The organism is Ruegeria sp. HKCCD7559 (assembly GCF_013110575.1).
GTDB lineage: Bacteria > Pseudomonadota > Alphaproteobacteria > Rhodobacterales > Rhodobacteraceae > Ruegeria.
This window is the reverse complement of sequence record NZ_WVQU01000002.1, coordinates 485457-494505: the sequence shown is the minus strand read 5'-3', so window position 1 is coordinate 494505 and position 9049 is coordinate 485457. Positions and strand designations below refer to the sequence as shown.

Sequence of the window (9049 nt, the reverse complement as noted above, 5' to 3'; positions counted from 1 at the left end):
CGTCGGTCAGCCAAAACAGATCAGACATGTTCACCGCCCGTTTTTCGAACCGTGAAACACGCAACCCCGCTGAAATCAATGGGTCCTGACCCTAATTGACAGGATGACGACCAAGGTTTCGTTAAATCCTCACTATGCGATGAAACCTCCTGAAGTTTTATAGAACAAACTTGCAATCGTGACCTCAAGCGTAGTCACTTAAGAGTGACTGCTGGAGGAAACCGATGAAGTCATGGACTATAGTTCTTTGTGCCTGCTGCACGCTTGTTCTCGTCGCTTGCGCTCCTAAAGTTCGCATTTATGAAAAAACGGTAACGACTTCGTTACCCGCTGCCACAACCACTGAATTGGCTCTAGCAGCCAATCGGCTGGGAGATCCCAAAGACGGCCGTTCAGGCGTCAAACTAATCAGTGACGGTGAGCAAGCTCTGGTGTCACGACTTTTGTTGGCTGCTGCGGCTGAGCGAACGATTGACGCTCAATACTACCTTTTGCACAACGACCCGACAGGTCACCTTTTTGCGGCTAGCCTTTTGCAGGCTGCGGATCGAGGCGTGCGGGTGCGGCTGCTGTTGGATGACATAGATACATCCGGTTATGACGCGATGACAGCCGCGTTGGATCACCATGAGAATATTGAAATCCGCCTGTTCAATCCTTTCTGGCGTGACCAAGGCCTAGTCGTTGCCGGACTAACGGATTTCAAACGCATCAATCGCAGAATGCATAACAAGTCGATGACTGCAGACAACGTGTTCACGATTGTAGGCGGTCGAAATATCGGGGCCGAGTACTTTCTGGCACGGGAAGAAATGAACTATGCAGATTTGGACGTATTGGCCGTCGGTCCCGTCGTGAATGAAGTATCGCAGAGCTTTGACGCATACTGGAACAGTGAATTCGCTGTTCCGGCCCGCGTGGTTGTCGGGGAACCCGAAGACTTCACACTTAGCGAAGCGAGAAACAGGTTGAGTGAATTGGTAGAGGAAGCAAAACAAACCCGGTACGGCGCGGCCCTGAGAAAATCGGCGAGGGAAAACTTTGCAGACGGCGCGCTGTCACTAGATTGGGTGCCCGCAAAACTCTACGTCGATCCACCTTCCAAGGCCGCGGGGCTTGAGAACTCAGGTCCAATTCTTGCGTCGCAACTGTTGCCGTATTTCGAAAGCGCTGAAAGTGAGGTGAATATCGTTTCTGCTTACTTCGTGCCACGCAACAATGGCGTGAGGTGGTTGAACGAACTAGAAAACCGCGGTGTCGACGTCAAAGTCGTAACCAACTCACTGGCTTCAAACGATGTCGCACCAGTCTACGCGCACTACGCAAAGAAACGCCGAGCATTGCTGCGTAGCGGGGTTGAGCTTTATGAATTGCGGCCGGACGCCTATCAGGTCCAACGTCGTGGTATTAACTGGGCTCAGTCTCGGTCTGGCCTGCATTCTAAAGCGTTTGCTGTGGACGACCGGTATCTGTTCATCGGTTCGTTCAATTGGGACCCTCGCTCGGTCAACATCAATACAGAAATGGGCATTTTGATCGACTCGCCGGCTCTGACCATTCAAACCTTAGGCGCTTTGGACGAAGCACTGTCGGCATATACCTATCGCGTGACGCTGGAGGAGGCAGGGCAGCTAAAATGGAGCACACGGGACGCAAATGGCAAAGTCCTCGAATATAGCTCAGAACCGACGGGTTCTGCCTGGGATCACATAGTCGCCGGCTTTCTAGGTATTCTGCCCATCGGTTCTCAGCTTTAGAGTTTTTGAAGAGGGCTTGGGACACACATCAAACTTGTTCTGGCCTTTTCCAATGTGCACTCGGTGCAAATCCTCGCGCGTATTCACGACGATGATAAATCTGAACTGGAAGCGCAGAGGGAAATGACCCATCACACATCGGATTGATCGCTCACCTGATACCTTTCATAAGATGAACGCGTTTTGGAATTCTCAGTGTTCAATGCGCCTTGTTCTGCCCGTAACCAATAGTGGCATAGGTCGCTAAACCATTTATGGTCCGTCCAGTTAAGGGAATTGTCCGCGCGCAGTCTTTGGCATGCATTGGCTTCCCAATCGACGCAAAATAGGATCGCCAATGAACACACAAACAGTCACTCCCATCTGTGCGTTTGATATAGTAGCGGGCCAAGCAGTCCCTGTCTCTTCAGATTGGCCAGAACCCTTCGCAAGGCAGCAAAACGGCTACCGCTGGATTCATTTCGACCTCGCCGACAGCGGCTTGAGGCAATGGGCATCCGAACAACTGCCAAACATAGCCGCGCAAGCATTGCTTCAATCCGAAACGCGACCACGATGTGATCTGCACGAGGATGGCATCATCCTGAACCTACGCGGCGTTAACTTGAACCCTGACGCGTCTCCGGAGGATATGGTTTCACTAAGGCTCTGGGCCACAGAAAGAACTATCGTATCTGCCCGTGTGCGCAAAGTCTGGGCAGCAGACAATTTTCGTCTAAGAGCCGAAAGCGGTTCGGGGCCGGAAAGTGTCGGTGCATTTTTGGCAGAACTTGCTGCGGGGCTCACAAAGCGGATTGAGGCTGTTTCCCTTGAACTTGAAGACGAGACAGACTCTCTCGAAGAGGTTGGACTTTCAGGAAATGAAATCAAACCAGAGAGCATTGCGCGATTGCGGCAAACGGTGATCAAACTTCGGCGCTATATCAGCCCGCAACGCGATGCGCTCGACGCTTTGTCCTCATTGAAAAGTAGCGTAATTCACAGCGACGCATCCGTATTGGTCAATGAAACCGCGAACCGCACTCGCCGTACACTTGAGGAACTGGACGCAAGTCGGGATCGCTTGACTGCCCTTCAGGAGCAAATGGACGCCGAACACGCGAATGCGCTTGCTCGAAACGGCTATCTCTTGTCTGTCGTGGCCGCGATCTTTCTGCCACTTGGATTTCTGACTGGTCTATTTGGCGTGAATGTTGCTGGCATGCCCGGCTTGAGTGCGCCCTTTGCGTTTTGGGCGCTGACACTGGCGTCGGTTGCCATCGGAATTGCACTTTACGTCGTATTCAAACTCTCGAAGTGGTTGTAGCGAAAGTAGATTGCCAAAGGTTGACCAAACTGCTGTACAGAAAGCCTTGATCACCTTCGCCAAATCGCTATTGCGAGCAAAATAGCTTCTCATTTCTCAGTTTGACATTAGGCTGGACCCGATGTTCCGACAGCTCTTACCGATATCAGCGTTACTTCTTGGTTCGGGGCTTCTTCTGTTCGCAGGTGGTGTCCATGGTCTGATACTTCCCGTTCGTGGCTCTTTCGAGGGTTTTTCCGCCAGCTCTCTGGGCCTTTTGGGAACGGGGTGGGCAGTTGGCTATGTCGCAGGATGCCTTGTTGCACCAAGGCTTGTTGGAGCAGTAGGACATATTCGAACCTTCGGCGTAATGTGTGCTCTTGCCGCCGTAACGATCCTTTTCCAGGCTGTGGTAGTAGAATCGTGGGCTTGGATACCGTCGCGCGCAGTTTCAGGATTTTGTTTTGCTGGCGCGGCAATGATCGTCGAGTCCTGGCTCAACGATAAGGTTGAACCCAATACGCGTGGTACAGTCTTTGGCGTCTACACGATGGTTAACCTGGGTGCGGTGACAGCCGGTCAGATGGCTATCTCACTGGGAGATGCAACAGGTTTCATCTTCTTTGCCATTGGTGCGATGGTCTATTGTTTGGCGCTTATACCAACAGCCCTGTCAACCTCTGAGTCGCCCGCACCCCTGACATCTGTGCGTCTCGACCTGCCGGCGTTGTGGCGAAACTCACCAGTTGCGGTTGCCGCGGTCTTTCTTGTTGGCATTTCAAATGCAGCATTTGGGACGCTTGCTGCGGTGTATGCGGATCGCGTCGGGCTATCACTTACTGCAATTGCTTTGTTCGCGAGTATTCCGGTTTTAGCAGGAGCCTTTGCGCAAGTCCCGATTGGTTTTGCAAGTGATCGAATGGACCGGCGTAAAGTCTTGCTGTTTACAGCGGGTGTGGCTCTCGCTTCGGACCTGGCTTTCGTCCTTCTTGCGCCGGAGTCGCGCGTCATGAACCTTGCTTTGGTCGGGATGTTCGGCGCTGCAATTTTTGCGATGTATCCAATCATCGTTGCGCACGCGAACGACCATGCTACGCCGGGCACCTCGATTCAGGTTTCAGGTGGGTTGCTGATGGTCTACGGGCTGGGATCGATTGTCGGGCCGCTGATAGCAGGTGTAGCAATGACTGGATTAGGGCCACAGGGCCTGTTCATGACAACTGTGGCAGCGCATTGCCTGATGATTGTATTTACGTTCTGGCGGATTATGGCCAAGTCAGCCGTACCTGAAAGTGACAAAACCGCATTTCGCGTCAGCGCTCCGGCAAGGGTGGTTACGCCTGAAACTGCCGTCCTTGCTGTCGGTGAAGATGAGGCAATTTCGCTTGCTGACGCCGAGAGCGGGCTGGGCGCCAGCCCCGATGTGAAGGATAGTCTGGCGCCAAGAACTAATTCTGAAGACAGCCCTTCCTAGTCGTCCCCAATGTGTTCGCGGCGCGCTAGGCTGGTCAACTACCGGCGCGAAGGTGAGAATTGAACATCACCTTAATCAAAAATGGTTTTCGCGCGGGGCTCTGTGAATGTTCCTGTCATTCATCCACAACACGAAACTCGCCGGAAGGCGCATCAGTCGGTGGTTCTTCAAACTCATTGGAAATCAGACCGCGACGGATGAGTTCTCGAATGGCGGCCGCTCTGGAGGGCAGTCTGTTCTCGAACCGCCAATCATCGATGACTTTAAGCTCTTCGAGGTCGAGCATCAGTTGCAGTTTTTCGGTGCGCTTTGGTGGTCGATTTTGATCAGACACTGGCATGACCTCAGTAGCTTACGTCAGTTACTCCAAGCATGTATGGCATTGGGCCTGCGTGTCTACATCAATATTGGCATGTGGGGCAGGATACCCAGGATCATGAAGCACCCCATGATGCGTCGGATACCCATAATAAGTATATGTTTTTATTTGTAATTTTTTGTGTCCCCCTTAGTTTTTACTCCATAAGCAACGAAACGGAGTGAATATGATACAGCAAGTATTGAAGTCTGAAGTTCAGGAAGAAACGAACGATACAGGCATCGACAAAAATGCGTGGATCGCCAACGCGGTGACGGAAATACTGGCCGATACAATGATCCTGATGGTGAAAACCCAAGGCACACATTGGAACGTTGTGGGCCCACTATTCCTGCCGATCCATGAGCTGACAGAGCGTCAGTATCGTGACCTGTTCGAGGCCGCTGATGAATTGGCCGAGCGTGTGCGCGCGTTGGGTCAGGTGGCACCGATTTCGTTCACTGACATGGTTAGTCAGGCAAAGTTGACCGAAGAAGAGATGGTCAAAGATGCGGAGGGCATGATCAAACAATTGGTTGCAGACCACGAAGCGATTGCCCGGAACCTGCGTGAGACTGCCGCGACCGCCGCCCGTTATGGCGATGGGGCTACAGAGGATCTGATGAACGCCAGGATGGCGAAGCATGAAGAAGCAGTCTGGATGCTCAAGGCGATTGTTGCGGCCTAGTGGGCGGCTCCCGTCGATCTGAACCACAGTTTGCGAAGAAAGGAAAAACGATGACACGCGTTGGGTACGAGAAAAAGGCACAGCTGCAAATGGATAGTTGGAATGCCCAGATTGATGTTCTTGAAGCCAAGCTGAAAGTGGCGGAAGCGGATGCCAAGATCGAGCTCGAGGAACAACTCAGCATGCTCTACAAGGTAAGGTCTGACGCAGAAGCTCAGCTGAAAGAGTTGAAGTCGACCAGCGACGAGGCCTGGGAAGACGTCAAAGAGGGCTACGAGGCTGCATGGAATGACATGCAGAGTGCTTTGAAAAAAGCGGCCGACCGGTTCGCGTAAAGCAGGGTTCGTCAAGAAAGCGCGTGTTGTGAATGGGGACTGGAATGCAAACACCCAGAGAATTAGTGAGATACTTTCGCGGGTTCCTAACCATCCCTGCTGCCATAAGTCTTTCAGGGCTTTTGGTGGCTGGGATTGTCTTCAAGACCGAGCAAGCGCTCGTACGTTGGGGTTGGTCCGCTTCCGATTGGCTCAGCGTTTCCAATCGCACTGCGAGCGATGTACTGAGCGCAATCTCGGCAGCATCCATGTCCGCGTTGGTCATGGTCTATTCCATTGTTCTGCTGGTCTACACTTTGGCAGCAGGATCTATTGGCCCCAGGCTCTTGCAGCGTTTTGGCGAAGACAGGGTAAACCAGATTGCAGTTGGTTCACTTGGAGCAACGTTTTTATACAGCTTGATGATCTTGTGGTTGGTACGCGATGACACATCAGTGAACCTAGCCGTGGTGGTTGGCATAATCTATTCGATCGTCTCAGTTCTATTGCTGCTGCTCTTCGTCCATACAGTATCGACGCGCGTAACCATTGATCAGGAGGCGGCGCGGATTTCTGAAGCCTTGGATCGCCAAGTGAGCACCGCGATCGAAAACAGTGCAGATATTCCATCCTCAGAGGCAATTCCTGAGGAGGGAGACAAGCGCCCGGTCCCGGCTTCGGGCACCGGATATGTGAACTCGATCAACACCGAAGAACTGGTGCATGCGGCCAAACAAGCAGGAGCAGTCGTCGTTTTTGATGTGCAGCCTGGTGACTTTATGGTTCCATCGGACATTTTGGCCAATGTTTATGGTGATATTGATGAGAATCTCAATGATCTGGTGCCGGCGGCAGCTCCGTTGATCCCCGCGCGAGACCCTAACGGAGATATCCGTTTTTCTGTCCATCTTCTCGTTGAAATCGCACTTCGGGCATTGTCGCCGGGTGTCAACGACACGTTCACCGCAATAGTCTGCATCGACCGTCTGTCGGCCTCTCTGGCCCGTGCGTGGTCGTCCAAGCTCTGCACGGGTGTGTATCGAGATGACGACGGAGCCGTGCGGGTGGTTTACCCATCCATCACGGCAGAGTCGTTGTTTAACGACTCGATGCCAGCTCTAAGACGCGCCGCTCGGGGCAATGGCCTCGTGACGGCCGCCCTTATTCGAGCTTTGGTGCGCATTGCTGAAGCGGCTCCAGAAAAGAAAGCGCGGGCTGTTGTAGATGAACTATCCGCAGTCAGAGATGAGACCCGAGAAAGCGATATGCTGGAGCGCGATATTGATAAGTTTTGTGGTCAAATCGAAACTGCAATTAAAAGGGTTTAGTCAACCGTCCTGGACATTTGCAGTCCAGCTCGGCTCTTTCGCAAACACTGTTCCCACCTGTCAGATCAAGCGTCGTCTTGGTAGCGCGTGCTCAAAATGACAGCAGCAAACCATGACGATCTCATTCAAGGGCGCGCATTTTCCGAAAGAGGGGATTTTGTATGCTGTTTTCTTCTATCTCTGATACGGTGTTCATACCGGGATCTGGAAGAAATCATGGCGGAACGCGGCGTTGAACTGGATCACGCACCTCTGAACCGATGGGTGAACCAATATGCCGGTCTTGTAGCGGATGCGTCGCGGTACAAAAAGCGCCGCTGATCGTTCATGGCGCATGGATGAAACCTATGTGAAAGTGAAGGGTGAGTGGGTTTATCTCTATCGGGCCATCAACAAACACGGCAAGACCCTGGACCTCATGCTATCTAAGCGCCGCAATAAGACCGCTGCGACAGAGTTTTTCTCTTGGGCGCTTGAGGTGAACGGTTTGCCACGGAAGATTGTCATCGACAAAAGCGGGCCAACACTGCCGGTCTCAAAGCAATCAACAAAATGCTGAAAAGGTTTTGGCTGCCCGATCCCAATCGAGATGATCAGGCGGAAGTGTTTGAATAACATCTTGGAACAAGACCATCGAGTCATCAAACGTCGCATCAGGCCCATGTTGGGTTTCAGGTCTTTCTCTTCAGCTGCATCTGCCCTAGCCGGCATCGAACTGGTTAACATGATCCGCAAGGATCAATTCACGCCCGGAACCTGCCCGGTTCAGCAGGTTGCTCAGCTGGTGGGCTTAACGGATCGTTATTCCCATCCAGGCGGATTTAAAAGAATTTTGCGAGAGTCCCGTATCCCGGATAGAATGCGCGTCACTTTGAGAGGGGCTGAATGCGGTATCTGTTGTTGCAAGTATTGGCGATTGTCGCTTTTGCAGGCGCGCTTTGTGCAGAAAAGAGCGATTATATCGAACTTGCACAGAGAGGATGGGGGTATGAGCTGCGGTCCACGATGCTGGGACGCGACATGGCGATCCCTGTTCACATCAATGGCCGCGATCAGGCCGGTGCAGCCCTGTGCCTGGTTGGCGAAAAACCGCATCCGCAAACGCTTGTCGTTCTTGATACTTTTCGGGCGTTGCTGAAACACAGCTTCGGCCACCCGACACCCATGCGCTACGCAGGCCCATCTGCGCGCGATTGTGGAACCGGTCGAACCGTTGTTTTGCGATTGTATTCCGGGTACCCTCCCAATCGGGACCTTTCGTCAGATATCGACTGGCTCAGTGAACTCCACCAGCTTGGTTTGCCTGCGGGTCGAAACTATGTGGTGACATCACCGGCGATGGCACAGACCTTTTTTGGTTATCGGGGGCAGGGGACCCATATTGTGGTCAAACAACCGGCGCATGATCAAACCAGCAAGCTGGAAAGGGATTTTCACAAATCGATCCTGCTGGAAGAGCTGTTTCAGTCCTTCACCTTTGGCATGGACATCCTGCTATATGACAAATCGTCAGGGTTCTTGTCGAAATTGCAGGAAACGCCGGTAAACTTGCAGCGCCTGCCTTGGAGTTCGCACGACTTCATGCGCGCATTGCTGGATTCGAACCCAAGCGGTCTTTGTGCGTTTGACATCTTCATGATGCATGCTGTCGCGCAATCCCCGGTGGATCAAACCATAGACCCCGGCTTTATCGAATACATTGATGCCCAATATGACCGGCTATGGGCGCAGGCGGACGAAACCCTGGCCAATCCCAGATTTGCAGCCCTTTTTGATGAAGGCTGCACCAATTCGGTTCGTGTGCCCAGGTAATACCATCTGACGTGTTTTATCGGGCGGGTGACT

At 52.6% G+C, this 9049-nt stretch carries 8 protein-coding genes and 1 pseudogene; 8 read left to right on the top strand and 1 reads right to left on the bottom strand.

Going from position 1 to position 9049, the window contains the following annotated elements; genetic code table 11:
• The first annotated feature begins 224 nt into the window (after positions 1-224).
• The 3 genes from GS605_RS10505 (at position 225) to GS605_RS10495 (ending at position 4516) form a co-directional block, all read left to right on the top strand.
• Positions 225-1757 (top strand): phospholipase D family protein, encoded by a 1533-nt coding sequence (locus GS605_RS10505; protein WP_171723932.1) that lies wholly within the window; start codon positions 225-227, stop codon positions 1755-1757.
• A 337-nt stretch (positions 1758-2094) separates the two neighbouring features.
• The gene (locus GS605_RS10500) at positions 2095-3063 is read left to right on the top strand and encodes a zinc transporter ZntB (RefSeq protein WP_171637219.1); all 969 of its coding nucleotides are present in this window, start codon (positions 2095-2097) and stop codon (positions 3061-3063) included.
• Between the two features lie 121 nt (positions 3064-3184).
• Positions 3185-4516, top strand: coding sequence for an MFS transporter (locus GS605_RS10495; protein ID WP_171637216.1), 1332 nt, complete (start codon positions 3185-3187; stop codon positions 4514-4516).
• A gap of 115 nt (positions 4517-4631) precedes the next feature.
• On the opposite strand, the gene GS605_RS10490 is transcribed toward GS605_RS10495, so the two are convergent.
• The gene (locus tag GS605_RS10490; RefSeq protein ID WP_171636968.1) at positions 4632-4850 is read right to left on the bottom strand and encodes a hypothetical protein; all 219 of its coding nucleotides are present in this window, start codon (positions 4848-4850) and stop codon (positions 4632-4634) included.
• A 211-nt stretch (positions 4851-5061) separates the two neighbouring features.
• Between GS605_RS10490 and GS605_RS10485 the strand changes: the two genes are divergently transcribed.
• The 5 genes and pseudogenes from GS605_RS10485 to GS605_RS10465 all read left to right on the top strand — a co-directional run bounded on the left by GS605_RS10485 (position 5062) and on the right by GS605_RS10465 (position 9016).
• On the top strand, positions 5062-5562 hold the full coding sequence (locus GS605_RS10485; protein ID WP_171723931.1) for a Dps family protein: 501 nt from the start codon (positions 5062-5064) through the stop codon (positions 5560-5562).
• A gap of 50 nt (positions 5563-5612) precedes the next feature.
• The gene (locus GS605_RS10480) at positions 5613-5897 is read left to right on the top strand and encodes a coiled coil domain-containing protein (protein ID WP_171723930.1); all 285 of its coding nucleotides are present in this window, start codon (positions 5613-5615) and stop codon (positions 5895-5897) included.
• A 44-nt stretch (positions 5898-5941) separates the two neighbouring features.
• On the top strand, positions 5942-7204 hold the full coding sequence (locus tag GS605_RS10475) for a DUF2254 domain-containing protein (RefSeq protein ID WP_171723929.1): 1263 nt from the start codon (positions 5942-5944) through the stop codon (positions 7202-7204).
• A gap of 292 nt (positions 7205-7496) precedes the next feature.
• Positions 7497-7931 (top strand): annotated as a pseudogene (locus GS605_RS10470) (IS6 family transposase); the annotation flags it as partial.
• 158 nt (positions 7932-8089) lie between these two features.
• Complete coding sequence (locus tag GS605_RS10465; protein WP_171723928.1) at positions 8090-9016, top strand: hypothetical protein; 927 nt, start codon at positions 8090-8092, stop codon at positions 9014-9016.
• Positions 9017-9049: the final 33 nt, after the last annotated feature.